Genomic DNA, 26,356 nt, shown 5'->3' with positions numbered 1-26,356 from the left:
GGACAAACATGAATATACAATCGATTGAGATCCTAAAACTCTCCATACCATTGAATAAACCATTTAAAACAGCCTTACGAACAGTTGAAAACGCTGAAACTGTTTATGTAAAAATCACTTGTGAAAACGGGGTTGTTGGATATGGTGAAGCTCCACCGACCCACGTAATCACTGGGGAAAGCTTGACAAGCATCAGCTTCACGATTGAAGAAATCTTCAAGCCGCTTCTTTTAGGAGAACCTATCACTCGAATTGAATATCTTTTGAAAAAAATCAATCAGTCAATCGTTGGTAATACAAGCGCTAAAGCCTCTGTTGATATGGCTTTACACGACTGTCTTGCTCAAATGGCAGGCTTGCCTTTATATCAATTGTTAGGTGGCTATCGTGATCAACTCGAGACCGACTATACAGTAAGTGTCAATGAGCCACCTGAAATGGCTGAAGACGCCCAAAGATATATCAATCAAGGGTTCGATGCTTTAAAGATCAAAGTCGGTAAAGATTTGATTGAAAAAGATATCGAACGTATCCAGGCCATCCGTGAACAGATTGGAACAGAACCTATCATTCGATTAGACGCCAATCAAGGTTGGAGCGTAAAGGAATCTATTTATGCGATCAATCGAATGGAGGACCTAGGATTAAACATTGAATTAGTTGAACAACCAGTCACAGCAAGGGACATTGAAGGGCTACGCCAAGTCACCACAAATACGAATACGCTGATTATGGCGGATGAGAGTGTTTTTTCCGCAGTTGATGCAAAGAAAGTATTAGAGACTAGGAGTGCCGATTTAATCAATATCAAACTGATGAAAGCAGGCGGAATACATGAGGCGATGAAGATCAACCGTTTAGCAGAATCATACGGTATTCCTTGCATGGTTGGCAGTATGATTGAAACGAAGCTAGGCATAACTGCAGCCGCTCACTTTGCAGCCAGTCAGCCAAATATTACACGCTTCGACTTCGATGCCCCGCTCATGCTTTCTTATGAAACAATTGAGGGCGGCGTAGAGTACGACCGAAAGCTTATGAACTTAACAGATCGACCTGGGTTAGGAATAACTAAAATCACGGATTCAAATAAGAGGTGAAAGAAGATGAAACAATCTAATAGCACTACTTGGGTCGTAGATGTACCCGTTGCTACTATATGGACCAGCCCTGATTCACCAAGAAGCATAGACGAACCAGGATTAACAAATCCAATGGATCTTGAAGAATGGTATTCAAGTTTAACCTATGAAAAAAGGTTGGCACTTTGTGATGACAACCTGACACAAAGCCAGTTACTCTTCGGTGAGGAAGTGATCATGGAAGAACAAAAAGGTACCTGGGCAAAAATAGTCGCTATCCATCAACCATCGAAAAAAGATTCACGCGGTTACCCTGGCTGGGTCCCACTTGCCCAACTGAAAGAAGTTCCTACTTCCCAGTGGGAAAAAGAGTCTATTGCACTTGTTACAACCACAAAAACGAAACTTCTAAACACTGAACAGAAAAAATGGATGGATTTAAGTTACTTAACCTATTTACCCGTAATCGAGGTTTCCGACGGGTTTATACATGTGAAAACACCTTCAGGAGAAGGGTTACTAAAAGCCTCAGATGTAACGATCTATCCTTCTTTAACTGACATTCCAAAAGGTGATGGAGGTAAAATTGTGCAAGCTGGCGAACCTTTTATTGAATTGCCTTATTTTTGGGGTGGTATGAGTGCATTCGGATATGATTGTTCAGGATTCGCTTATAACATGCACAAAGCAAGTGGCTATGAAATCCCAAGAGATGCCACGGATCAGGCCCTAGAAGGTAAAAAAGTAGCTCTAGACCAATTACAAATCGGAGATTTAATATTTTTTGCCTATGAAAAAGGAAAAGGGAGAACCCATCACGTAGGAATCTACTACGGGGATGGTAAGATGATTCATTCGCCAAGTACAGGTAAAGGCATTGAAATCATCGGACTGGCAGGAACGAAGTATGAAGAAGAATTATGTGAAGCTCGTAGATACTATGTATAGATATAAAGAAAAAGAGGCATTAGAAGAAATGTCTCTTTTTCATTGTTAATAAATGAGGAAGTAACCAAAAAACAGGCCGATCATCATAATCATAAAGCTGCTGATTAATACCACGGTATTTTTTACAGGACGGAAAGTCTGTTCATTGATTTCATTTTTCTTTTTCAAATAATTAAAGGTTGCAAAACCAATCATGAATAGACCAACGACCACTGATAAAATGCCAATGATCTCAGCTAAAAGATCTGTGATTGGAGCCAACCTAGATTCATTGGCAAAATGGAAATTAACAATCAAAAATCCGACTCCAATGCTGGCTAGAGAAGTTCTCAGCCATGCGAGGAAGGTTCGCTCATTCGCTAGATGTTGCTGTATATAATTTGAGTCGATCGTTTGTTTCATATATAAATCACTCCATGTTTAAGAAAAAGAGACATCTTTGAATATGTCCCTTTTCCTTTGCCTATTACTTACTTACATAACGTGAAACTGGAAGATTAGATATTCGCTCTTCATATTTTTCAGCCCAGCCTGCTTTTTCAACTAGGTCCTTGATTGGCCCTTTCATATTTGCAATCATGATCTTCACATCTCTTGAATCGTACTCTTCAATGATGCGGTCTAACTCATCCAAAGCGATTGCATCCATATCGTTTACAGCCGAAAAGTCTAAAATGACTTTCTTCGTGTCTTCGTTTATTTTCTTAGCTAACTGCTCTTCAAAAAAGGCGATGTTAGCAAAGTATAATGATGCATCAAATCGGTAAATGACCGTGCGATCATACGTTTTGGCATTCGGATATCTATTCAAATTACGATAGATACCTTCTTCTTCTACATAACCTAATTCTGCAATGTGAGGATAAGCACTTCTCCAAATGAATACGATTAGCGAGAAGCCGATACCGACAAGAATACCTGTTTCAATCGACGTCAACAATGTCGCCGCAAACGTGACGATTAAAGTCCAACCATCGATTTTCTTCACTTTGAATAAGTGTTTTGCCTCTTTGACATCAATGAGCTGGAATACAGCGACCATGATGATTGCAGCTAAAACCGTATTTGGTAAATAGTAGAACCAGTCGGTTAAAAACAACAGCGTAAGAATAATTAGAACTGCTGTAAAAATCGCAGCCATCGGTGTTCTAGCTCCAGCTTGATAATTAACCGCTGAACGGGAGAACCCTCCAGTTACTGGATAAGCTGAGAAGAAAGAACCAACGATGTTTGCTGCCCCAAGACCATTCAACTCCTGGTTCGAATTAATGCGGTATCCTTCTTTTGCAGCAATCGCTTTTGCGACAGCTACTGATTCCATGAAACCGACGAAAGAAATCGTCAGTGCTACTGGAAGTAAGGATATAATCGAATCCCACTCAAATCCTGGTAAGGAGAAGCTCGGTACCCCCTGGGGTACATCTCCAACAATACTTAACCCTTGTTGATCCAAGTTAAAGTAATAGACAGCTAAACTTGATAGCACAACAACTACTAACGGACCTGGAATTTTCGGGACGTATTTTTTGAAAATAATGAGGGTAATAATACTCAACACACCAATAAGCAGTGCATAAAAATTAATGTTACCCAATTTCGTCATTGTTTCATACAATAATCCAAAAACGTTTGCACCCTTAGGCAATTCAATTCCTAAGAGGTGTTTCAATTGAGATAACCCAATAATGATCGCAGCAGCAGATGTAAAACCGCTAATGACTGCGTGCGATAGGAAATTTACTAAAAAGCCTAATCGGAATAATCCTAGTACTAATTGAATGACACCAACCATAAATGCTAATAGCAATGCATACGAAACAAATTGATCAGAGCCTGGTTCAGCGAGTGTCGAGACTCCGGAAAAAACAAGAAGCGATACCATGGCTACTGGGCCTACTGCCAGTTGCCTAGAAGAACCTAATATTGCGTATATGATCAGTGGAATCGTCGAAGCATATAGCCCAATGACGGGGGGAAGTCCAGCAAGCATTGCGTATGCCATCCCTTGAGGAATCAACATAATCGCCACTATTAAACCTGCAATAAAGTCTCCTTTGAAATCCATTCCGTTATACCGCTTCAGCCATTCCACTGAAGGAACATATTTACTCAGCATTGTTTTCACCACCCTTTTCATATAAAGAAGGAGCTATTTTCAGCTCCTTCTTTCCATTAAATTTATAACCTCTGAAGTGGGGAGGCGCTCACTAGTTTGTGCTGAACGCCCACCACTTCAATCAAATAATCTGCTTATTTTACTGCACAACGGTTTGGACCAGTTTCCATTTCGCGTTGTTCTTCAAGGTCTGGGGTTTCTTTACCCATGTTTGTGTGACGGATTTTATCATGAGAATTCGGTTGTGGTGGTAAGTTTTCAGTCACCATTTTTCTAAATTCTTCTTCGTCATTCACTTGAAGACCACTGTTTTTCTCATAAAGTACGCCTAGCTTTTCAGCTACTGTACCATCATCATTTTGTTCTTCTAATGAAGAGTAGTGTGCAGGTAGTACCACTAGATCATCTGATAGTTCTTTATATCTTTTGTACAACGTATCACGTAAGTCACCAACCCAGTCGTCTGCCTTACCAGCAAGGTCAGGACGTCCGATTGATTCGATGAACAGGATGTCACCTGACATCAAGTATTTTTCGTCTACGATGAATGAAGTAGATCCGATTGTATGACCTGGTGAATAGATTGCTTGAACGTCGATTTTTGATGAACCGATTGTAAGATCGGTACCATCCACTAGTTTTTCATAATCGAATTGTACTTCTTCTGCATCTTTCGGTGGTAACCAGTACGTTGCGCCTGTTTCTTTTGCGATTGTACGGCCACCTGAAATATGGTCTGCGTGCAAGTGCGTATCAAGAACATGCTTAATTGTTACGCCTTTATCTTTTGCAAAGTTGATGAATTTATCTGTCATACGAGTAGCATCGATTACTGCAGCTTCATCACCAGAAATCACCATATATGATAGGCAACCTTTACCTAGACGTACAAACTGATATAGTTCACCGCCGTTATCTAGATCTGAAACTTTAACTGGCTCTAAGTGTTCACTCCAAGCTTTCATACCACCTTCAAGTGTATAAATGTTATCAAAGCCTGCTTCATCCAATTCTTCTGCTACAAATTCCGATGAGTTACCTTTTGCACAAACTGCTAATACAGGTGTTTCAGTAGGTACATCATCTTTAATTGGATCGATTCCGTCCATTAGATCAAAATAAGGTTTATTTAGATATTCAAAGCTATCACTTTCTACTTTCCAATCTTCAAATGCGTCCTCATTACGCACATCCAATAGGAAAACTTTCTCTTTATTAATTACTTTTTTACCTAGTTCTTCAACTGTCATTTTCTTAATACTCATGAAATATACCTCCTACTGTATATTGTTAGTTTATTACTGCTTAAATATTATTTATTTGATTCTTCTACCTCGCCGTCCCATTCACTCATTCCTGGAACAACGTTATAAACATTTTCATAGCCTTTTTCAGTCAATAATTGAGCTGCATAATCACTACGTGTACCTGTGCGGCAAACCACATAGATCTCATCGTCTTTGTTCAATTCATCCATACGGTTTTCAAGCTCTCCGAACGGAATAGACTTCGCATTTGGAATATGTCCGAATGCATATTCTGCTGATTCGCGGACATCCACTAATGTTACATCTCCGCTAGCTAATTTTTCTTTTAAACCAGCATTATCAACTTTCTTATCATGCTTTTCCTCGTAAGTTTCTTCCGAAGCCTTACGGATATAATGCTTTAATACATCGCCTTCTTCAGTGGTACCAAGGTATTGGTGGCCACCGCGCTCAGCCCATGCTTTAATATCTGTTGTAGAACCTTTGTCTGTGGCCTCTACAAGCAAAACATTACCTGAATCTAGATTTTGAATTTCTTTTCTTGTTTTCACAATCGGCATCGGGCAAGCCAAACCTTTTGCATCCAACACGTGATCTGCTTTGATTTCAGTCATTCGTTATCCCTCCGAATTATTGCACGGAACCTTCCCAGTCCAGCATGCCTCCGCGCATATTAGTTACATTGTAACCTCTACTCTCCAAATACTGGGTTGCCTTTCCACTGCGTCCACCAGAACGACAAACCATGATATACTCTTTATTCTTATCCAATTCGTTCTCGCGGAATTCAATTAATCCTAAAGGAATATGGTCAGCTTCAGGAATTTTCCCTGCAGCTACTTCCTCCGCTTCACGGACATCAATGATGTTCAAAGATTCCCCTTGGTCTAATTTTTCTTGAACCGTTCTAGCATCGATTTCCTTCATAATAAGTGCCTCCTTATACGAATAGGTTGATCGCGCCGTCTTCACCTTCAGCGATATATGCTGCTACGCCGCCGTATTCAATTCCATCTAATAATTCTTCTTCTTTAAGACCTAGTAAATCCATAGTCATGGTACAAGCTAAAATTGTAATATCTTGTTCCTTTGCCATGTCGATCAAGTCTGGTAATGACATCGCGTTGTGCTTCTTCATAACCGCCTTAATCATTTTCGGTCCCATGCCACCATATTGCATTTTTGATAGTGGCAACTTATCTGCGCCACGAGGCATCATTTTGCCGAACATTTTTTCCATGAATGTTTTCTTCGGTTGTAATTTTTCATCCTTACGTAACGCGTTCAATCCCCAGAACGTGTGGAAAACTGTTACGTCATGATCATACGCCGCTGCACCATTTGCGATAATGTAAGCAGCCATTGCTTTATCATAATCCCCGCTGAAGAGGATAATATTCGTTTTCTTTTTCTCAGCCATTTGAGAAACCTCCTTATATATTACTCATACCGGTATAGGTATAAGATATGCGAAAAAATTTTAGCCTTTCTTTACATAAAACGTATAAACGCCATCTTCTTCCTTCATGTCTACAAGTTCGTGACCAGAAGATTTCGTCCATGCTGTCAAATCACTTTTTGCTCCAGAATCTGTTGCTTGCACTTCTAAAATTTGACCACTATCGATATCGTCGATCGCTTTCTTCGTTCTTACGATTGGCATCGGGCAAGCTAATCCTGTTGCATCTAGTACTTTATCTGCGTTCATTTTAAATTCCTCCTAAGTTGTTCTATTATTTTTGTATCACGTTTGATTCTTTTTTAAACCTAATAACTTAACCTTTCTTTACATAGAAAGTATAAACGCCGTCATCTTCTTTCATATCTACAAGTTCATGACCAGAAGATTTCGTCCACGCTGTCAAATCACTTTTTGCTCCAGAATCTGTTGCCTGCACCTCTAAAATTTGGCCACTATCGATATCATCGATTGCCTTCTTTGTTCTTACGATTGGCATTGGGCAAGCTAATCCTTTTGCGTCTAATACTTTATCTGCGTTCATTCTGAATTCCTCCTAATTTTTTAAATAAGTTTTATTTTTTGATACCCTATGGGGTATATTAAACGATAAACGAAAAGCCGTCAACTATTAAATTTCATTAACGGCTTTTGACTAATAAATTTACCGCTTCTTTCACTCGATCTTCAGTATCTATACCTTCTTCATTTGCGTTTTGGACACATTCGATCAAGTTCTCGCTGACGATAACACCGATTGTACGATCAATCGCTGTACGACTAGCAGACAATTGCGTGATAATGTCTTTACAATCTTGGCCTTCCTCCATCATTCGGAGAACACCACGTAATTGACCTTCCATTCGTTTGATTCTATTTTTTATCTGAGTATCGTATTCCATTGGTGTCGCCTCCTTCCTTACTGTTCTGAACACGATTTATTTGGTGTCTGTTTTGATCTTACATTTGTATTATATACCCCCATAGGTATAATGTCAAACATCAAAATAGGATTTTTTTATATTTCCCTTCGGTGGTTGATTCCATGCTATGGCACATTAATTTTTTTGAAATGATTTACGAGGGGGCATTACAGATTAACAATAAAGAAAAACTTAAAAAAGTTCAAATAAAAAAACTGGCGTCCGAAGACACCAGTTTTCAGGGATATTAATCCTCTTTGTGAGAGCTTCTACCCATAGCACCCATATTAAAATCTGCTACCGAGCGCGCACGGACAGGATCTAAGCAAGAAATTGCTGTGAAGTCACATAGGTCGACTTTGATACAAATACCTGTTCTTTGAAATGCTGCAATTGCTTCACCAGGGAAGTAGCTACATACTGTATCTTCTCTTGGTCCTGGAGTACCACCACCCATTGAAACCGGTAGTAACAATTCGAGTGTAGCACAACAATCCTTATCTACCTTCTTAACGCGGTAGATCGGTGTTTGGATACAGGTAAAAGCCGGACGAGTTCCACCGTTATTACTTGTAGTTCCTTGGATCACCCCACTACCAATGAATGGTTTACATTTGCAGTATAGGATGAAAGGAATCGTATCATTACCACTAGTAGTCGTTGGAGATACTAGGTCTCTAATCGACTGCTTACAGCTGACGTCACAGTCACCTGTGCCAGCTACTGCATCTTGTGCCTCTGCAATTTTCTTCACTTGCTTACAGACACATTTGCTGTTTTTACAATCGTCTCTGTGTTTATCGAATTCTTCTTCAAACATTTTAATTTCACCTCTTTTTTTTGTCGTTAATATAAACTATGTAGAGGATTAAAAAGTGTATAGGTATGCGAATAATTTTTTTATATAAATTCAAGAAATATGTTGGAATTTGTCCAATAACTAATGAAAATTTGATATCATGAGAGAATGACTTTCGCTAATGAACGGAGGACTTATTTTGGAAGAACAACATGTGCCATTTATTGCAGTAGAAGGACCGATAGGCGTTGGTAAAACGTCCTTATCAAACAAAATTGCGACCCACTTCTACTTTCACTTATTAAAAGAAATTGTTGAGGAGAACCCCTTTCTAGGGAAGTTCTACGATAACATTGAAGAGTGGAGTTTCCAGACAGAGATGTTCTTTCTCTGTAATCGATACAAGCAATTAGAAGACATCAAGAAGCATTACTTGAAGGAAGGAAAACCTGTCGTTTCTGACTATCATGTGATGAAAAACATGATTTTCGCGAAACGCACCCTTCAATCAGATCAATTTGAAAAATACGAGAAGATCTTTCATATATTAACGGCTGATATGCCAAAGCCAAATATCATGATCTACATCCATGCTAGCTTAGATACTTTATTAGAAAGAATTAAGTTACGTGGCCGGGACGTCGAACAAAACATTCAACCTTCTTATCTGAAACAATTGTCAGAGGACTATGATACGTTTATGGAAGAGTTTGAACGAAATCACCCTCATATTCCTGTCATTCGATTGAATGGTGATGATTTGGATTTCATCAAGCATCAGGAAGACTTGGATTTCATCTTAGAGGAAGTTGAAAAGCATTTACACAAAGGAGAAGTACTGACATGACTCGAAACAATCCATATGGCATCCCAAACGATGCGGTGATTACAATTGCGGGGACCGTCGGGGTCGGAAAATCCACAATGACCCAAGCGTTAGCGGACAAGTTGAATTTCCGAACTTCTTTTGAAAAAGTCGACGGAAACCCTTATCTTGATAAGTTCTATTATGACTTCGAACGTTGGAGCTTTCATCTGCAAATTTACTTTTTAGCTGAACGATTCAAAGAACAAAAGAGACTGTTCGAATACGGTGGAGGGTTTGTACAAGACCGTTCAATCTATGAAGATACGGGAATTTTCGCTAAAATGCACCGAGAGAAAGGGACAATGACTCCAACAGATCACGAAACGTATACGAGTCTCTTTGAATCAATGGTTATGACACCATACTTCCCACATCCAGACTTGCTGATCTACTTAGAAGGATCATTTGACGATGTGTTAGGGCGTCTTAAGACGAGAGGCCGGAAGATGGAACAAGAAACCCCAATCGAATATTGGAAAGAGATGTACGACCGCTATGAAAACTGGATCGATGACTTCAATACATGTCCAGTGATGCGTGTAAACATTAACGACTATGATCTATTCAATGATAAATCTTCACTCGATCCGATCCTTGAGAAAATGGGCGACTTTATTCAGACAAAGAGAGATTTGGTGAGATCTTAAAAAAATTAGAGACCCTATTCTTCTATGAGAATAGGGTCTCTCTTATTATCTTAGCTATATCTAATGATGCATCTTCATTATTTTGTAAATAAAAAAAATGGTTGCGAATTTTCGCAACCATTACGTTTATTTATAAGTTTCAATTATTAATTAAAATGGAGGAGGAGGAGGGATTCGAACCCCCGCGGGCTTTGACACCCCTGTCGGTTTTCAAGACCGATCCCTTCAGCCAGACTTGGGTACTCCTCCGTATGAGCCGTTTTGGCCTGACACTTAAAAAATATACCACAGGATTCGACCCCGTGCAACACCTTGATAAATATTTTAATAATTTAGATTTTTAACCAATGATATGAATGTATTTTTTTGAAATTAAAAGAGGAGCTTAACAAAAAGCCCCTCCTTTATTGTAGACCATTATTTCATTTCAATTCTCTCGAGATTCCCCATATAAGGACGTAATTTTTCCGGAATGGTAACAGAACCATCTTCGTTCTGATAATTTTCTAAGATGGCTGCCACGGTACGTCCTATCGCTAATCCAGAACCATTCAACGTGTGAACGAATTCTGGTTTCGCTTTCGGCTCGCGACGAAAACGTAGGTTAGCTCGTCTTGCTTGGAAATCTTCAAAGTTAGAGCAAGAAGAAATCTCGCGGAAATCATCATAGCTTGGAACCCATACTTCAATATCGTACTTTTTCGCAGCTGTGAAGCCCAAATCCCCTGTACACATACTCATAACTCGATAAGGAAGTTCTAGAAGCTGTAGAATCTTCTCAGCGTGCCCTGTAAGCTGTTCTAATGTCTCATAAGACTCTTCAGGTTTTACTAATTGAACCAATTCCACTTTGTTGAACTGGTGTTGACGAATCAAGCCTCGAGTATCACGTCCTGCAGATCCCGCTTCTGAACGGAAGTTTGCACTATAAGCAACGAATTTCTTTGGTAAATCATCATTAGCCAAAATATCATCACGATAATAATTGGTTACTGGAACTTCAGCGGTAGGAATCAAGAAATAATCCCACTCTTCTAATTTAAAGACATCTTCAGCAAACTTCGGAAGCTGACCTGTACCCGTCAAGCTATCACGGTTTACTATTTGAGGCGGAAGCATTTCTTCATAGCCGTGGTGGTCCGCTTGAAAATCCATCATGAAGTTGATTAAAGCTCTTTCAAAACGTGCACCTAACCCTTTATAAAAAGCGAAGCGACTTCCTGTTACTTTAGATGCCCTCTCAAAATCGATTATGCCTAAGTCTGTGGCAACATCCCAGTGAGCTTTCGCTTCGAAATCGAACTCGCGAATATCTCCCCACTGACGCACCTCGACATTATCGTCTTCTGTATCACCAACAGGTACTGTTTCATGTGGAACATTAGGGATAGATAGCAATAATTCATTCAATTTGTCTTCTACTTCATTCAGCTCTCCATCGATCTCTTTAATGCGGTCACCCACTTGACGCATTTCTTTGATCAAGTGATCAGCATCTTGCTTTTCTTTCTTCATTTGAGAAATTTCTTTTGAAACTGTATTCCTTCTCGCTTTCAATTCCTCAGATTCTTGGATCAACTGACGTCTTTTCTCATCCCAATCTTGGAATTTATCTAGATCAGTCAGGTCTTCCCCTCTTTTTTGCAATTTAGCTTTCACTTCTTCAAAATTGTTTCTTAAAAAACGTTGATCTAACATGATTTTGGCCTCCTTATTATCGTGTATATATTATTTACAAAACTATCTTGTTGTTAACTGAATCTATCTGGGATTTAACCGAATCTATCCTGAGTTTAACTGCACCTATTCAGGTGTTATCCGAACCAATTCTAAATTTAACGGAACCTATCGGAGATTTGTCCGAACCCATCTAGAAATTAACTATACCTATTCCAGATTTAACGGAACTTAACGACGTTATCGTTTGATTCCATTAAAAAACGCCCCTTTTAATGAAAAAAGGGACGAGATATTAATAACCCGCGTTACCACCCTTGTTGAAGTGACAAAGCACTTCCAACTCGGACATGATAACGGCATGAACCGGATCAGCTTACTCTTATTTCGGCTAATCTGCTCCAGGATGGATTCAAAGTTTGTTTTTACTAGTTCACAGCAACCACTAGCTCTCTGAAAAAAACATGACTTTTACTATTTCCTATCGTCGCATTTTACTATCGTTGATTTTGTATTATTTAATATAGCTTATTTTCTAAGCGGATGCAAGTCTCTTTTCTTCCACCATTTGTACAAAGTATTGAACCATACGCAGATCATCTGTCAATTCAGGGTGAAAAGCTGCTGTTAAGTAATGACCTTGTCTTGCTGCAACAATTTTATCCCCGTAGGTAGCTAATACTTCTGTGTCGTTTTTTACCTCTAAAATATATGGAGCACGGATGAATACAGCTTCAAAATCATCAGCTACACCCTTGATTTCAAGTGGTGTTTCAAAACTTTCACGCTGTCTGCCGAAAGCATTTCTTTCGACCACCATATCCATCAGACCTAAGTGATTTCTGTCTGAACCATTGATATCGGTTGCTAATAAGATTAAACCAGCACAAGTACCAAAAATCGGTTTACCAGACTGACCAAATTTCTTAAGTGCTTCAAAGAAATCATATCGATCAATCAAGCGGCGCATCGTCGTACTTTCACCGCCTGGAATAATCAATCCATCCACTTCATCTAATTGTTCTTTTCTTTTGATGATTAGAGCGTTCTTTCCGCAAGCTTCAACGGACTTTGCATGCTCACGAAAAGCACCTTGTAATCCTAAAATACCTATCGTTGTCATATGTTCATAAGCCCCTTTACTCGCTACGATCTGCCATACGATCGTGTTCAGTCAAAGTGGACATTTCCATACCCTTCATCGCAGTTCCAAGTCCTCTAGATAACTTACCGATTAATTCATAATCATCATAATGAGTTGTTGCTTCTACAATAGCACGAGCGAATTTCTTAGGCTCATTTGATTTGAAGATCCCAGAACCAACAAATACACCATCAGCACCAAGTTGCATCATAAGTGCTGCATCCGATGGAGTCGCAATTCCACCAGCAGCGAAGTTTACAACTGGAAGACGTCCATTTTTTCGGATTTCCAACAGTGTTTCATAGGATGCACCGTTTTCTTTCGCATATACCATCAACTCATCATCAGCCATGTGAGTTACTTCTTTAATCTGCTTCTGTACTTCGCGCATATGTCTAACAGCCTCAACTATGTTTCCAGTACCAGGCTCACCTTTCGTACGCAACATAGAAGCACCTTCACCAATACGACGAACCGCTTCTCCTAGGTTACGGCAACCACAGACAAATGGCACAGTGTAATCGTTTTTCAAGATATGAAAAACATCATCAGCTGGAGTCAATACTTCACTCTCATCGATGTAATCAACACCCATTGCTTCTAATACTCTAGCTTCAACAATATGTCCGATTCTAGCTTTTGCCATAACCGGAATGGAAACAGCGTTTAAGATTTCTTCAGTGATTGTTGGATCAGCCATACGTGCTACTCCGCCCGCCGCGCGAATATCTGCAGGGACACGTTCTAACGCCATAACAGCAACCGCGCCTGCCTCTTCTGCAATTTTAGCTTGTTCTGCATTGACAACGTCCATAATGACGCCGCCTTTTTGCATTTCTGCCATACCTCTTTTTACTCGATCTGTACCTACTGTACTCATCAAATAACCCCCATCATTTTTTTCTATATTAAGTGAATAACCCTTTAATACTAGCAAATAAATTAGAGAAAAATTCACCGATTTGTTCAAAAATCAATACGAACCAGTTAGATTTTTCTACAGCAGAAGTGGTAACTATAGGTACTTCAGAAGATACATCCATGTCATCTGCAATATAACCATATTCATTCTCTCCTGAGTAATTAAGGACCATTTTTCCAACTTCTTGACCCTCTTCAATCGGAGCTGTCAACTCCCCATCCTCATTTAAAAGTTCTTCATCCAGTTGATATTCTACTGAATAATCTTCTTCTGTACCTGATTCGATCATCATCGTAATGGATTGATTAGAAGCGATCTCTACTGCATTTTCTTTTCCTTTTGCTACAGGAATGTTGGATTCCTCTTCAATTTGATAACCTTCTTCATATAACTCTTTAGATTCAAAATTGCTGAATCCATAATCCATCAATTTTCTAGTCTCATTAAAACGTGCGGATTCACTTTCCGTTCTCATAACGACTGAAATGAGACGCTGACCATTACGCTCAGCCGTACCCGCAAAGCTGTATCCAGCAAGGTCGGTATAACCTGTTTTGATTCCATCCATTCCTTCATAAGAGAACTGTTCTAGATTTCCCCCTAGACCTGGAAGCATCCAATTGTAGTTGATCATCTCATGCCCTTCAAACTCTTGTCTAGGGATGCTTGAGACTTCCAACATCTCAGGATAATCACTAATCAAGTGGTAAGCTAGAGTAGCCACAGTCCTTGCTGACATTAAGTTATCTGCATCTTGTTCTGTCCCCTCTGGATAATTATCACCTAAACTTGAATTAGGTAATCCTGAAGAGTTCACGAACTGAGCATCTGGAAGCCCCATTTCAGCAGCTTTATTATTCATCATTTTAACAAATTCGCCTTCCGAACCTGCTATAAGCTCTGCTAATGCAATTGTTGTAGCATTATCAGAATAAATCGCCATTGCATCATATAGCTCTTTGACCGTATATTCATAGTCCAAACGCAGACCTACACCTGAAAAAGAATTGTTCGCTGAAATACTATAAGCATATTCGCTAATTTCAATTTTAGTTTCCCAAGTAATATCACCGTTATCGATCGCTTCGTGAACTAAGTACTCTGTCATCATTTTTGTCATACTTGCTGGTGGTAGAGCAATGTCCGCATTTTTCGCATATAAAATCTTTCCACTTTCAGCATCCACTAATATAGCTGATTCAGCTTCAATGTCTTGTGGCTGTGCAGCGACCTGAGAAACTGAAGTGAATAATGAACTTATGTAAAAAGTTGCGACAAAAATCGTCATAACCATCAGTTTTAGAGTTTTTTTCATGTATAAATTTCTCCCATCTAGCATTTTCTCTTTTCCTATTATACATCATTTTGAATATGGTAACATTGGAAATTTCGTCATAAAAGTGAATAAGGAAAAATGAACTATAGTCTACCGGTCTCAACTAACTAAAGTGATATTATCACAACTCTTTCATTGATTCGGTTGTATAGTCTGAAGCCGTAAAAATGGCCATTGTCCGGAAATGGAACCAATGGCCTAACAATCAGTCTTTCATCAAAACTTCGTCTATATAAAGATCACTATGTTCGTTCAGATTAAAAATCTCTTGGGTAGAGTCCAACCTGATCAAAGGTCTGGTAGGATTCTTTTGGTCAATGAAAACGATCGTTCCTGTTTCATTATTTGAGATCCTAACCTTTGTCCCGCTTGAAAAGAAAACGATGGAATCCACTAACGTATCAACGATTTTCATATCTAGCTTCCCAAATTGTCGATTAAGTAATTCCTCAATCACTTTAAATGGCGATTGCTTTTTCCGGTAAAATCTTTCAGAAGTCATGGCATGAAAAATATCACTTACCGCGATGATTTTCGCAAACGGGTGAATCTTTTCATTCATGACCCCTAAAGGATACCCCGAACCATCCAATCGTTCGTGGTGCTGAAGGACGCCAAGCTTCACATTTTTGCTTACATAAGGTAGATCATCAATTAATCGATAAGATAAAATAGGATGCTTCTGAACTCGCTCATACTCTTCCTCGGTAAGTACACCATCCTTGAAATAAAGATGTTTCTCTTCCATCAACATACCCAAATCACTTAGATAAGCCGCCAGCGCAATTTGGAAACGTTCATTTTTATCATATTTCATCTTCTTAGCTAGAAATGCTGCAATAACAGGTGTTGCTACGATATGATGGAAAAAATAATCTTGTTTATTCGTGTAATGGTGCAGCTCTAACAACACTTTCGGAAGATTTTCACCTATTTGAATGAGGGGAAAAAGCAATTCACGGATATAAGATATATTCAGCGTGGATTGCTTATTCCATCCCTCGAACAATTCTTTCGTTTTCTTCACTCGATCGACGTAGTAATCAAAAAACGACCAACTAACTGTTTCACTTTCTTCCTGTTGTTTTTCTTGGTCTTCTTTTTCTATCGCTTCTACCGAAGTATCTACTTTGAATGGATCCCCATTGACTAACTTTGTCGCTACTTCCACATAAGGAACTTGAAACTTATGCAATACGGAAATATGGATCGGTTCTACCACAGAATTTCTCGGTATGATCGGATGAACGGTCTTTCCCATCACATCTTTCAGTATTAAACAACCAGGAATTAATTGCTTAGGATGTACTCTCATCTCGATTCCCCTCTTTGTGTTGGTAAGAAAAATGAACGAAAGGAGTGTTTATTCTTGATCGTCAGTTGTTACTTCATCTTCACTGTCAGCTGCTACTACGTCTGTCTCGTCTTCTTCGTCGTTTTCCTCTTCAATTTCTTTCTCTACACGAGCTACGGTTGCTACTACTTCCTCTTCGCCAAGTCGAATCAAGCGTACACCTTGTGTATTACGTCCTGTTTGAGAAATGGTATCTGAAGCCATTCGGATAAGCACACCTTGACCGGTCATAATCATAAGGTCTTCCTCACCGGTTACTGGTTTCACTGCTACAACCTCGCCATTTCTTTCGTTCAACTTACAAGTAAGAATACCTTTACCCCCACGGTTCTGAACACGATATTCCTGTTCAGGAGTACGTTTACCATATCCTTTAGAGGTCACCGTCAGCACTTCCACACCTGGATTCAATATCTCCATAGACACCACTTCATCGTCATCTTTCAGAGTGATTCCTTTAACACCAGCTGCGGTTCTACCCATCTGACGGACATCCTGTTCATCAAAACGGATCAGTAACCCATTTTTCGTACCGATCATGATGTTCTTCTCGCCATCTGTTAATTTAACTGAAATCAATTCATCATCTTCATTTAAGTTAATCGAACGTAAGCCACCTTTACGAATATTCGCAAATTGTTGAAGTGAAGTTCGTTTCGATCGACCTTTTCTAGTAGTGAAGAATAAATACCAATCATCAACGAATTCATTGATGGCAATCATATCGTTTACCCATTCGTCTTGCTCAACTTGAAGTACGTTCACAAGTGGTAAACCTTTTGCCGTTCTGCTGAATTCAGGTATTTCATATCCTTTGGTACGATACACTTTTCCTTTATTCGTAAAGAAAAGGATCGTATCATGAGTTGAAGTCGATAAAAGATGCTCTACGAAATCCTCATCGTTCGTACCCATACCTTGAATTCCACGACCACCTCTACGTTGAGCTCGATAAGTCGTTGCTGGAAGACGTTTGATATACCCTTTATGGGTCAAGCTTACGACCACTGTCTCTTCAGGGATTAGGTCTTCATCTTCAATAAAGTCAGTACCACCGACTAAAATTTCAGTTCTTCGAGTATCATTGAATCTTTCTTTTACATCTAATAACTCTTCACGAATGATTTCCAGAACTTTTTCGTCATCCGCTAGAATAGCTTTCAATTCACCGATTAATTCCATGACTTCCTTGTACTCGTTTTCAATCTTTTCACGTTCCAAGCCTGTTAAGCGTTGTAAACGCATATCTAAAATAGCTTGAGATTGCTTCTCCGATAGTCCAAAACGCTCCATTAAGCCATCGCGAGCAATATCAGTCGTTTTCGAAGCTCTAATCAATTTAATGACTTCATCTAAATGATCTAAAGCAACACGTAAACCTTCTAAAATATGTGCACGAGCTTCAGCTTTATCCAATTCGAATTGAGTACGACGCACAATAACTTCTCTTTGGTGCTCTAAATAATACTCAAGTGTTTGTTTTAAGTTTAATACTTTTGGTTGCCCTTTAACTAGGGATAGCATATTGATACCAAAAGATGTTTGTAATGCTGTCTGTTTAAATAGGTTATTGAGGACAACATTAGGGTTTGCATCTCTACGTAACTCAATTACAACTCTAAGTCCATCTCTGTCTGATTCATCTCTTAGATCAGTGATGCCATCGATTTTTTTATCTCGAACTAATTCTGCTATTTTTTCGATTAAACGAGCTTTGTTTACTTGGAAAGGAATCTCGTGAACGATGATTCTCGCTTTTCCATTTGCTTGTTCTTCAATATCCGCTTTAGAACGGATTGTAATAGAACCTTTACCAGTCTCGAAAGCTTGGCGGATACCGCTTCTACCTAAAATCTCACCACCAGTTGGGAAGTCAGGACCATAGATATAGTTTTCCATCAATTCTTCTATCGAAATTTCAGGATTTTTACTAACAGCTAAAACCGCATCGATCACTTCACCTAACTGGTGCGGAGGAATATTAGTAGCCATACCAACCGCAATACCTGAAGCACCGTTAACTAATAGGTTAGGGAACCTTGCAGGTAGAACGACAGGCTCTTTCTCCGCTCCATCATAGTTCTCTGCAAAATCGATTGTATTTTTATTGATGTCTTTTAAAATCTCCATTGAGATCTTAGACATTCTCGCTTCTGTATAACGCATGGCAGCAGCCGCGTCACCATCCACTGAACCGAAGTTCCCGTGACCATCAACAAGCATGTAACGGAAGTTGAAATCTTGGGCCATACGAACCATCGCATCGTAAACAGCCGAGTCACCATGAGGGTGGTACTTACCAATAACTTCACCAACAATACGTGCTGATTTTTTATATGCTTTATCAGAGTGCATCCCTAAGTCGTGCATTGCATATAAAATTCTTCTATGTACTGGTTTCAGACCGTCACGTACATCTGGAAGTGCCCTCGAAACAATGACACTCATTGCGTAATCTAGAAAAGATGTACGCATTTCTTGACTAATATTTATTTCTTGAACTTGTGGACGTTGTTGATCCAACAGTCATTACCTCCTAATAGAAAGCCAAAGTGCCTAAATCCCTTTTCAATAGGGGAGGCACTAAAGCTCTAAACATGTGTATCTAAATAAGTAGAATGAATAAAGGTTATTTAGACATCTAAATTTTGAACATATTGAGCATTTTGCTCGATGAAATCCCTTCTTGGCTCCACCTGGTCACCCATTAAGATTTCAAAAATCTGGTCAGCCTCCATAGCATCTTGCAAGCCTACTTGTAATAATGTTCTAGACTCAGGATTCATGGTCGTTTCCCATAACTGAGTCGGATTCATCTCACCCAAACCTTTGTAACGCTGCAAGCCAGCTTTAGGAGATTTCGGAATTTCAGATACGATTCGTTCCATTTCTTTATCATTGTAAGCGTAATAGATTTTCTTACCTTGCGTAATTTTATACAACGGTGGCTGAGCGATATATACATATCCATGCTCAAGTAATGGACGCATATAACGATACAGGAACGTTAGTAATAATGTACGGATATGTGCACCATCAACGTCAGCGTCGGTCATGATTACGATTTTTTGATAGCGCGCTTGAGAGATATCGAAATCTTCACCGATACCTGTACCCAATGCTGTTATGATCGCTCTGATTTCATTGTTCGATAGAATTTTATCTAGTCTTGCCTTTTCAACATTGATGATTTTACCTCTTAAAGGAAGAATCGCTTGGAAATGACGATCTCTACCTTGTTTTGCTGAACCACCTGCAGAGTCACCCTCAACTACATAAATTTCACTGATTGTCGCGTCTTTTGTTGCACAATCTGCTAATTTACCAGGTAGACTAGAAACTTCTAGTGCATTCTTTCGTCTAGTTACCTCTCTTGCCTTTTTAGCAGCAATTCTAGCACGAGAAGCCATCAACCCTTTTTCTACCACTTTTTTAGCTGTCTTAGGATGCTCAAAAAGGAATTTAGAGAACTTTTCAGAAAGAATTTGGTCTGTGATCGTACGCACTTCACTATTACCAAGTTTAGTCTTCGTCTGACCTTCGAATTGTGGATCCGGATGCTTAACAGAGACAATTGCTGTCAACCCTTCTCGCACATCATCGCCGATCAGATTAGGATCATTTTCTTTATAAAGATTATTTTTACGAGCATAGTCATTAATGACACGTGTCAAAGCTGTTTTAAAACCGGATTCATGTGTTCCACCTTCAGCAGTGTGGATATTGTTCGCGAACGAATACAAGTTAGAAGCAAACCCGTCATTGTACTGGATAGCGAATTCGATTGTGATGTCATCCATTTCACTTTCCCCATAAATCGGGTCATGAAGAACTTCACGTTTGCTGTTCAAATGCTCTACATATTCACTGATTCCGCCTTCATAATAGAATTGTTCAGGCTCTTTATCTATGCGTTTATCTTCGATTGATATTTTTAATTTTTTATTCAAGTATGCTAATTCTCTTGTACGATTCAATAGGTTATCGTAGTCGAATTCCTGTGTCTCACTGAAAATTTCAGGGTCCGGCTTAAAGTGAGTAATGGTTCCAGTAATGTCGGTTTCTCCAATTACTGATACTTCGTTTTGAGGAATCCCCCGTTTATAGCTCTGTAAATATTCTTTTCCATCACGATGTACGTGAACTTCACACGTTTCAGAAAGCGCGTTCACTACAGAGGCACCTACCCCGTGTAGTCCACCTGAGACTTTATAAGATCCCCCATCAAATTTACCACCGGCATGAAGCACGGTCATAATGACTTCTAGTGCTGGTTTGCCTGCTTTTTTATGCATATCGACAGGTATTCCGCGTCCGTTGTCGATTACTTTGATGCTGTTATCTTTTTCGATGATAATCTGGATATGATCGCAATATCCTGCTAGTGCTTCATCGATACTATTGTCTACAACTTCCCAAACTAAATGGTGTAAACCTCTTTCACTTGTAGAACCAATGTACATACCTGGTCTCTTACGTACCGCTTCTAAACCTTCAAGTACCTGTATTTGACTGGCACCATAATCTTGTCCTTCTTGTAAATTATCTTCCATAGTCATTCTCTCACCTTCACTTGTTTGAAAACTTATATCAGTAAATTTTCAAAAAATTATTCTTCTATATTCGAGTCTTTTTCTTGATCCAGGTTAATATCAATTTGATCAAGTGTATTAGATATTTGCGCACGTTTGTTCAAAGTCGAAACAGATAATGAGCTGAAATAAATATGATCTTTCGTAATCACGATTGATTTAGCATCATCATAAGCCGCCTCTGATACATTTCCATCCTTTCGTTGATTGAAAATCATCTCTTCAACGATTGTAGAAGAATGGAATAAACTATAGTCAATGATTGAGATTACATCATTGGAACGAATGACATGTTCATCTCCGATATGTATAAACAAGAGAGATCCTCACCTTTCCTCTATAAACCTTCCATCATGAATTCTGAAGATTGATGCTTGATTTAAAGTTTCATGATCAATTCCATCTACGCTAGTCGTCGTTACAAATGTTTGCACTTTATTTTGAATGGTGTGTAGTAAATGTGATTGCCTGGAATCATCTAATTCACTTAACACATCATCTAATAGAAGGATTGGATATTCTCCGACTTCTTGGTCGATAAGCTCTATTTCTGCAAGTTTCAATGATAAAGCAGTCGTACGCTGCTGCCCCTGTGAACCATAGGTTTGTACGTTTCTATCATTCACAAAGAAAAGTAGATCATCGCGATGTGGACCAATCAATGTGGTGCCACGATCGACTTCTTTATTTTCGATTTGTTGAAACTGTTCTTCATAAATCTTCTTTATTTTTTCCGAATCAGCTGTTTCTGATACATCAATCGTCGCATCATACGAAATAGCCAACTCTTCTGAGTCACGTGTAATACCTCGATGTATAGGTGTTGCCCACTCTCTCAGTTTCTCTAAAAAACTGAACCTTCTTTGTAAGACAATGCTTGCATGTTCAATCAGCTGATCTGTATAGACAGATAGCATCGTCCGATCAGCTTGCTTATTTCTTTGTAAATCTTTTAATAAAGCATTTCGTTGCTTAAGAATCTTTTGATAGTGTCCCAGATGATAAATATAGACGGGTTGGATCTGTCCAATTTCCATATCAATGAACTTTCTTCTGGATTGTGGACTTCCTTTTACTAAATTCAAATCCTCTGGGGCAAACATGACTACATTTAAAGAACCTATGTAATCACTCAATTTCCTTTGCTCTATATGGTTTAATTTGGCTTTTTTTCCTTTTGCTGAAAAAATGACTTCTAGTGGAAAGGAGCGATTTCTTTTGAATATGCTCCCCTTTATTTTACCATACTCTCGGTCCCACTGTATTAACTCTTTATCCCTCGGGGTTCGGTGAGATTTAGTGAAAGCTAGCACATGGATGGCTTCCATCAGATTTGTTTTTCCTTGGGCATTTTCTCCGATGATGACATTGATTCGTCGATCAAACGTTAATTGGAGGTGATCATAGTTGCGATACCCTGTTAATGTCAGATCTTCAATGTACATAATTTACTCCTTGTTGCTTACTCATCATTTTTTGCCACACGGAACGTACCAAATTCCTGGATTTCCACCACATCATTCACTTTTAATTTGCGTCCTCTTCGCTGGTCTTGTTCACCGTTTATATATACAGCGAATTCACTCAGAAATAATTTTGTCATTCCTCCAGATTCAACAACATTAGCCAATTTTAAAAATTGTCCAAGTGTTATTTGATCTGTTTTTATTTCGATATTTTCAGCCATTTTTTCACCTACTTCTCCGATTACATTCACTATCTCTATTCTACTAAAGTTTGTCCCTTAAGAAAAGCGTTGTCATCTATTGATTAGAGATAATCTGTGCCCCATAAAAATAAGCTGGATGAAAGGCATCATCCAGCTTGAAATATTGTTGTGTTCTTTTGTTGATTAATCTGATAAAGACTTTAATGGGTGATTAGCTTAGTGGACTATTTGAATATTATTACGTTGATGCCGACGAGTCGAGAGCGGCGGCTCCTAGTCGGCTACAAACGGCCACGTCCTGTGGCCAGCGCCGACACTAGATCGTCCAGGTCGTCAGAACGCGTCCGCCGTTTATCGATTCGTCAAGATCATCAACTGTATTCAACCGTCCTTAATAAGTTCTTACAGGCGTTACTAATTGAAGAATGTGTTCGGTTTCTTCTTCAGGGCGGATGATGAATGGTCTCATCGCTCCTGTGAAATGAATGGATACCTGATCAGAGTCGATAGCTCGAAGTGCATCAATCATATATTTAGCGTTGAATGAAATCTTCAGTTCTTCACCTTCGATTGAATCAGTAACCAATGTTTCCTCCACCGTACCCACTTCTGGTGAATTGCTTGTGATTTCAAGTTGGTTTTGAGCTTTAGTAACTAGTTTTACAATATTATTGCGGTTATCTTTTGCTAATAGGCTTGCACGATCGATTGATTGCATCAATTCTTTTGAGTTTACTTTGACTTCAGTTTTACTTTGGTCAGGAATTAACCTAGATGTCTCTGGATAATTTCCATCTAGCAATCTTGATAGAAAATGGATGTTCTTCGTCTTGAATAGGATTTGATTATCAGAAACACTTATATGAATCGGATCCTGGGTATCTTCTATGATTTTATTTAATTCAGAAAGACTTTTTCCTGGGATGACGATATTAGAAAAAGAAATTCCATTCGTGTCGCCATCTGTTTTAATCTTTCTAGTTGCGAGTCTATGACTATCTGTTGCTACTAACTCTAAATAGTCTTCTTCCAATTTGAAATGAACACCTGTCAGTATCGGACGGGTTTCGGATGTCGATACCGCGAAATTCGTTTGACGAATAAGTGTTTTTAGCAGATCTGTTTGAAGTTCAAAACTATTATCTGTTTCTAAAATCGGTAATTGTGGATATTCTTCTGGGTCTTGTCCATTTAATTTGAATTCAGCATGGCCAGAACGGATAACGACATTGTATTGATCATCAGATTCAATCTCTACTTCACTTTCTGGAAGTTTACGTATGATATCTGGTAAGAATTTTGCTTGAAGTACAACTTTCCCTGGTACTAACTCCTGGATGTATACCATTCCGTCTTCTTCTTTTTGAATGAAAGATTCAATCGTTATATCTGAATTGCTACCAGTTAAACGGACACCTTCAGAAGTCGCTTCGATTTTCATTCCTGAAAGAATTGGAATTGTTGGTTTTGCTGAAATAGCTTTCATTACGTTTTGGATACTATTCATTAATTGATCACGTTGGATGAGAATTTTCATAAGTACCTCCTAAAAATTGAATCGAATTTTGATGAATGCATTTATATATTTTTATTTAAAGAATTTCAGTAATAATAGTAATAGGGCCTGTGAATATGTGTATAACTTGTTTCAGCCGTTTTAACACTTAGTTGTCCACATGTGGATAAGGTGGGGATATTTGTGTATCACTTATTCACACTGTGCACAATTACTATGACTTGATCAACTCTCGGATTTCGTCAATTTCCTTTTGTAATTGAATGTCATCAGCCATCATTTTAGAGATTTTTTCATGAGCGTGGATGACAGTCGTATGATCTCGCCCTCCAAATTCCTCGCCAATTTTAGGTAAGGAGAAATCAGTCATTTCTCTAGATAGGAACATAGCGATTTGACGCGGAAAAGCTACTGATTTCGTTCTTTTCTTAGCCATGAAATCTTCAAGTTGTACATTAAATCGTTTCCCTACTGTTTCTTGAATACCTTTTATCGTGATTTCCTTCGGTTTGGAATTCGGGATGATATCCTTTAGAGCACTTGCTGCTAGAGAAGCATCAATATCCTCATTTACAAGGGAAGAGTATGCGACAACTCGAATTAATGCCCCTTCTAGTTCTCTGATGTTCGTATCAATTTGATTAGCGATATAAAGCATCACTTCATTTGGAATATCCAGCCCATCTGCCTTAGCTTTCTTACGTAAAATAGCAATTCTCGTTTCCAGGTCTGGAGGAGTGATATCCGTGATCAATCCCCATTCAAAACGGGACCGTAGTCGATCTTCTAATGTCGGAATCTCTTTTGGAGGCCGATCACTAGAAATGACGATTTGTTTATTTTCTTCATGTAACGTATTGAACGTATGGAAGAATTCTTCTTGAGTTTGTTCTTTTCCTGCTAGAAATTGAATATCATCTATTAAAAGCACGTCCACATTTCGATATTTATTGCGGAATTCAATTGTTTTATTGTCTCTGATCGAGTTGATGAATTCGTTCGTGAATTTCTCTGATGAGAGGTAAACTACCTTCGCATTTGGGTTATGTTCAATGACATAGTGTCCGATCGCATGCATTAAGTGAGTCTTTCCGAGACCAACACCCCCATAGATGAATAGAGGGTTGTATGCTTTAGCGGGAGCTTCGGCCACAGCTAATGATGCAGCATGAGCAAACCGGTTACCAGAACCGATCACAAATGTTTCAAAGGTATATTTTGAATTAAGCATCGTCTGTTTAGAAGTTTCCTGTCCATTGTCTGGAGGCATTTTTTTAATAGGTTGATTAAACGGTTCGTCTTGCGGTTCTGTTTCTGGAATGATGAATTTGGGTTTTAGAGAGGAACCAGTTACATCATAAATCGTTGAAGAGATTAGATCAGCATAACTGTTTTCTAGCCAATCTCTTGCAAATTCATTAGGAGCTGAAATGATGATCCGATCATCTTCAATTCCTTTTGCCTCAGTAGATTTGAGCCAAGTATCGAAGCTAGGTTTACTAATTTTTTGTTCCATTTGTGATAGCGTCTGGGCCCATAATTCTTCGATGTTTTCCACCTATGTTCACTCCCTTTCTATAAAAAAACTTTTAAGGTCAAAAAGAAACATCACTGTGGAAAGTCTTATGTAGATGAGGCAACGAAATAAATCATTTATCGACATTTTCCACAATCATGTTTATAAATTTGCATACAGCATGTGATTAACTATCCACATTATATCCACACTTTGTGGATAGTTTTGTTTTGTTGAATAGGTTATCCACTGTAAAAACATAATAATCATACCAAATTCATCTCGCTATTTCAATGGACGATTAGACTTATCCACATACAAAACAAGCTTGTTAAAATTTTTTGTCCACAATTGTTGGTTTTGTGGGTAAGTTGTCGAATAGTATTGTGGATATTTTATTGGGGGAGGAAAGTTATTCTATTCACATGTGGATATTTAAAATCACTTGAGATTATGTTATACTTTGCAAGTAAGAGAGATAGAAAAAAGAAAACAACTATTGACATCCATCGGTAAAATT

Annotated in this window: 26 protein-coding genes, 1 tRNA gene and 1 other annotated feature; of the genes, 4 read left to right on the top strand and 23 right to left on the bottom strand. The window is 38.8% G+C overall.

Annotated features, from left to right (window positions below):
* Window positions 1-8 precede the first annotated feature (8 nt).
* Complete coding sequence (locus tag CEY16_RS12100) at window positions 9-1,100, top strand: mandelate racemase/muconate lactonizing enzyme family protein (protein WP_101332291.1); 1,092 nt, start codon at window positions 9-11, stop codon at window positions 1,098-1,100.
* A 6-nt stretch (window positions 1,101-1,106) separates the two neighbouring features.
* Window positions 1,107-2,030, top strand: coding sequence for a C40 family peptidase (locus CEY16_RS12095; RefSeq protein ID WP_101332290.1), 924 nt, complete (start codon window positions 1,107-1,109; stop codon window positions 2,028-2,030).
* 45 nt (window positions 2,031-2,075) lie between these two features.
* On the opposite strand, the gene CEY16_RS12090 is transcribed toward CEY16_RS12095, so the two are convergent.
* The 10 genes from CEY16_RS12090 to CEY16_RS12045 all read right to left on the bottom strand — a co-directional run bounded on the left by CEY16_RS12090 (window position 2,076) and on the right by CEY16_RS12045 (window position 8,616).
* Window positions 2,076-2,432, bottom strand: coding sequence for a YidH family protein (locus CEY16_RS12090; protein WP_101332289.1), 357 nt, complete (start codon window positions 2,430-2,432; stop codon window positions 2,076-2,078).
* A gap of 64 nt (window positions 2,433-2,496) precedes the next feature.
* Entirely contained in the window at window positions 2,497-4,146 is a 1,650-nt protein-coding gene (locus CEY16_RS12085; protein ID WP_101332288.1) for a SulP family inorganic anion transporter, read from the bottom strand.
* Between the two features lie 134 nt (window positions 4,147-4,280).
* Window positions 4,281-5,411, bottom strand: a complete 1,131-nt coding sequence (locus tag CEY16_RS12080) for an MBL fold metallo-hydrolase (RefSeq protein ID WP_101332287.1) — start codon at window positions 5,409-5,411, stop codon at window positions 4,281-4,283.
* A gap of 47 nt (window positions 5,412-5,458) precedes the next feature.
* Window positions 5,459-6,028, bottom strand: coding sequence for a sulfurtransferase TusA family protein (locus tag CEY16_RS12075; protein ID WP_101332286.1), 570 nt, complete (start codon window positions 6,026-6,028; stop codon window positions 5,459-5,461).
* A gap of 16 nt (window positions 6,029-6,044) precedes the next feature.
* Entirely contained in the window at window positions 6,045-6,341 is a 297-nt protein-coding gene (locus CEY16_RS12070; protein ID WP_101332285.1) for a rhodanese-like domain-containing protein, read from the bottom strand.
* A gap of 13 nt (window positions 6,342-6,354) precedes the next feature.
* Entirely contained in the window at window positions 6,355-6,834 is a 480-nt protein-coding gene (locus CEY16_RS12065; protein WP_101332284.1) for a DsrE/DsrF/DrsH-like family protein, read from the bottom strand.
* Window positions 6,835-6,894: 60 nt separating this feature from the next.
* Entirely contained in the window at window positions 6,895-7,122 is a 228-nt protein-coding gene (locus CEY16_RS12060; RefSeq protein WP_101332283.1) for a sulfurtransferase TusA family protein, read from the bottom strand.
* Between the two features lie 67 nt (window positions 7,123-7,189).
* Window positions 7,190-7,417 (bottom strand): sulfurtransferase TusA family protein, encoded by a 228-nt coding sequence (locus CEY16_RS12055; protein WP_101332282.1) that lies wholly within the window; start codon window positions 7,415-7,417, stop codon window positions 7,190-7,192.
* A gap of 97 nt (window positions 7,418-7,514) precedes the next feature.
* A complete protein-coding gene (locus tag CEY16_RS12050; RefSeq protein ID WP_101332281.1) occupies window positions 7,515-7,775 on the bottom strand; it encodes a metal-sensitive transcriptional regulator in 261 nt (86 codons plus the stop codon).
* A 268-nt stretch (window positions 7,776-8,043) separates the two neighbouring features.
* On the bottom strand, window positions 8,044-8,616 hold the full coding sequence (locus CEY16_RS12045) for a CotY/CotZ family spore coat protein (RefSeq protein ID WP_101332280.1): 573 nt from the start codon (window positions 8,614-8,616) through the stop codon (window positions 8,044-8,046).
* A gap of 160 nt (window positions 8,617-8,776) precedes the next feature.
* Between CEY16_RS12045 and CEY16_RS12040 the strand changes: the two genes are divergently transcribed.
* Window positions 8,777-9,442, top strand: a complete 666-nt coding sequence (locus CEY16_RS12040) for a deoxynucleoside kinase (protein ID WP_101332279.1) — start codon at window positions 8,777-8,779, stop codon at window positions 9,440-9,442.
* On the top strand, window positions 9,439-10,110 hold the full coding sequence (locus CEY16_RS12035; RefSeq protein ID WP_101332278.1) for a deoxynucleoside kinase: 672 nt from the start codon (window positions 9,439-9,441) through the stop codon (window positions 10,108-10,110). Before CEY16_RS12040 ends, CEY16_RS12035 begins: the two co-directional genes overlap by 4 nt.
* A 156-nt stretch (window positions 10,111-10,266) precedes the next feature.
* Here the strand turns inward: CEY16_RS12035 and CEY16_RS12030 are convergent.
* The 13 genes from CEY16_RS12030 to dnaA form a co-directional block, all read right to left on the bottom strand.
* Window positions 10,267-10,359, bottom strand: a tRNA-Ser gene (locus CEY16_RS12030).
* Between the two features lie 168 nt (window positions 10,360-10,527).
* A complete protein-coding gene (gene serS, locus CEY16_RS12025) occupies window positions 10,528-11,808 on the bottom strand; it encodes a serine--tRNA ligase (protein ID WP_101332277.1) in 1,281 nt (426 codons plus the stop codon).
* A gap of 259 nt (window positions 11,809-12,067) precedes the next feature.
* Window positions 12,068-12,284, bottom strand: a binding site (T-box leader).
* A 38-nt stretch (window positions 12,285-12,322) separates the two neighbouring features.
* Complete coding sequence (pdxT, locus tag CEY16_RS12020; protein WP_101332276.1) at window positions 12,323-12,910, bottom strand: pyridoxal 5'-phosphate synthase glutaminase subunit PdxT; 588 nt, start codon at window positions 12,908-12,910, stop codon at window positions 12,323-12,325.
* Between the two features lie 16 nt (window positions 12,911-12,926).
* Entirely contained in the window at window positions 12,927-13,811 is an 885-nt protein-coding gene (pdxS, locus tag CEY16_RS12015) for a pyridoxal 5'-phosphate synthase lyase subunit PdxS (RefSeq protein WP_101332275.1), read from the bottom strand.
* A 28-nt stretch (window positions 13,812-13,839) separates the two neighbouring features.
* Window positions 13,840-15,168: a serine hydrolase gene (locus CEY16_RS12010; protein WP_101332274.1), complete on the bottom strand. Its 1,329-nt coding sequence runs from the start codon at window positions 15,166-15,168 to the stop codon at window positions 13,840-13,842.
* A gap of 226 nt (window positions 15,169-15,394) precedes the next feature.
* Window positions 15,395-16,504, bottom strand: a complete 1,110-nt coding sequence (locus CEY16_RS12005; protein ID WP_101332273.1) for an HD-GYP domain-containing protein — start codon at window positions 16,502-16,504, stop codon at window positions 15,395-15,397.
* Between the two features lie 48 nt (window positions 16,505-16,552).
* Window positions 16,553-19,018, bottom strand: a complete 2,466-nt coding sequence (gene gyrA / locus CEY16_RS12000) for a DNA gyrase subunit A (RefSeq protein ID WP_420795536.1) — start codon at window positions 19,016-19,018, stop codon at window positions 16,553-16,555.
* A gap of 158 nt (window positions 19,019-19,176) precedes the next feature.
* On the bottom strand, window positions 19,177-21,102 hold the full coding sequence (gene gyrB, locus CEY16_RS11995; RefSeq protein ID WP_101332271.1) for a DNA topoisomerase (ATP-hydrolyzing) subunit B: 1,926 nt from the start codon (window positions 21,100-21,102) through the stop codon (window positions 19,177-19,179).
* A 50-nt stretch (window positions 21,103-21,152) separates the two neighbouring features.
* Window positions 21,153-21,452, bottom strand: coding sequence for an extracellular matrix regulator RemB (remB, locus tag CEY16_RS11990; protein ID WP_101332270.1), 300 nt, complete (start codon window positions 21,450-21,452; stop codon window positions 21,153-21,155).
* A gap of 9 nt (window positions 21,453-21,461) precedes the next feature.
* On the bottom strand, window positions 21,462-22,580 hold the full coding sequence (gene recF / locus CEY16_RS11985) for a DNA replication/repair protein RecF (protein WP_101332269.1): 1,119 nt from the start codon (window positions 22,578-22,580) through the stop codon (window positions 21,462-21,464).
* Between the two features lie 17 nt (window positions 22,581-22,597).
* Window positions 22,598-22,822, bottom strand: a complete 225-nt coding sequence (gene yaaA, locus CEY16_RS11980) for a S4 domain-containing protein YaaA (protein WP_101332376.1) — start codon at window positions 22,820-22,822, stop codon at window positions 22,598-22,600.
* Between the two features lie 373 nt (window positions 22,823-23,195).
* Window positions 23,196-24,341: a DNA polymerase III subunit beta gene (dnaN, locus tag CEY16_RS11975; protein ID WP_101332268.1), complete on the bottom strand. Its 1,146-nt coding sequence runs from the start codon at window positions 24,339-24,341 to the stop codon at window positions 23,196-23,198.
* A 193-nt stretch (window positions 24,342-24,534) separates the two neighbouring features.
* On the bottom strand, window positions 24,535-25,878 hold the full coding sequence (gene dnaA, locus CEY16_RS11970) for a chromosomal replication initiator protein DnaA (protein ID WP_101332267.1): 1,344 nt from the start codon (window positions 25,876-25,878) through the stop codon (window positions 24,535-24,537).
* Window positions 25,879-26,356: the final 478 nt, after the last annotated feature.

Origin of the sequence: Halalkalibacillus sediminis (assembly GCF_002844535.1) — a bacterium.
Taxonomy (GTDB): domain Bacteria; phylum Bacillota; class Bacilli; order Bacillales; family Alkalibacillaceae; genus Halalkalibacillus_A; species Halalkalibacillus_A sediminis.
The sequence above is the reverse complement of the archived record's forward strand: the minus strand, read 5'-3'. Positions and strand labels throughout refer to the sequence as shown.